The sequence below is a fragment of the Carnobacterium sp. genome, assembly GCF_032094055.1.
Taxonomy (GTDB): Bacteria; Bacillota; Bacilli; order Lactobacillales; family Carnobacteriaceae; genus Carnobacterium_A.
Genome location: NZ_DAMDAK010000024.1, coordinates 17170 through 18008 on the forward strand (window position 1 = coordinate 17170; position 839 = coordinate 18008).

Genomic DNA, 839 nt, shown 5'->3' on the forward strand with positions numbered 1-839 from the left:
GGGATAAGAACGCAGTATACCTTCTTTTTTTAACGCACCAAATACAATACCAGAATGCCGTTCAAAAAATGCTTCTTCCTTTTCTACTGCTAATTTTCTGAGCATCTTCATCATTCCTTCAAAAAATGTTACAAGGCCTTGTACACTCACAGAGTACTCGAAAGCAGCTGATTCCGGCAAAAGCTCAAAAGCAGTTAAAATCCCGCTGAAAAACAAGAAATCGCTCGTTATGTCAGAAAATAGTTTCAGTTTGGCAAAAAAAAAGAAAAAATTTCTTATTAAAAAATAAAAAAAGTGAAGAAGTTTGATTTGATGCCTTTCCCATAGAAAAAGAGTAAAAATAAAATGAGAAAAAGATCCTTGCCTTCAAAAAGCACTAAAAAAATGGCTCATTTTCGTTCCCTTTCTTTTTTCTTACTGAACATAAAGAGGAACTGATTAAAAAACAGTAATAATTTAATGGCAGCTCAAATAATGCTGATTTTTGATTTGAAATCGGTTACAATCTAATCATGTTAAGGTTTTAACAAAAAAATAGAAAAGAGGAATGTTTCATGGTAACAAACTTTCAGCAACGACAAGCAATGGAATATTATGGAAAGGGAAAAAATTTCTATGAAAAGTCGAAATTGTCTCGAATCAATAATTTAAATAGACAAAACGAAAAGCATGACCACCTTTACGAAACCGCTTCTTCCTATGACTACTTTGTTCCGCAACGAAACATCGAACCTTTAATCATTTCACACCAAAATATTCAACCCTTGCTCGACATGAGTTTTGATCACACTTGTATTCTGTTAAATGAAGAAACTTTTTATGTATTTGATATTAGCTAC

At 32.2% G+C, this 839-nt stretch carries 1 protein-coding gene; it reads left to right on the forward strand.

Annotated elements, in window-relative coordinates:
* Positions 1-554 precede the first annotated feature (554 nt).
* Positions 555-839 (forward strand): hypothetical protein (locus RT405_RS05520; protein WP_313468255.1); only part of this gene is annotated, 285 nt, incomplete at its 3' end.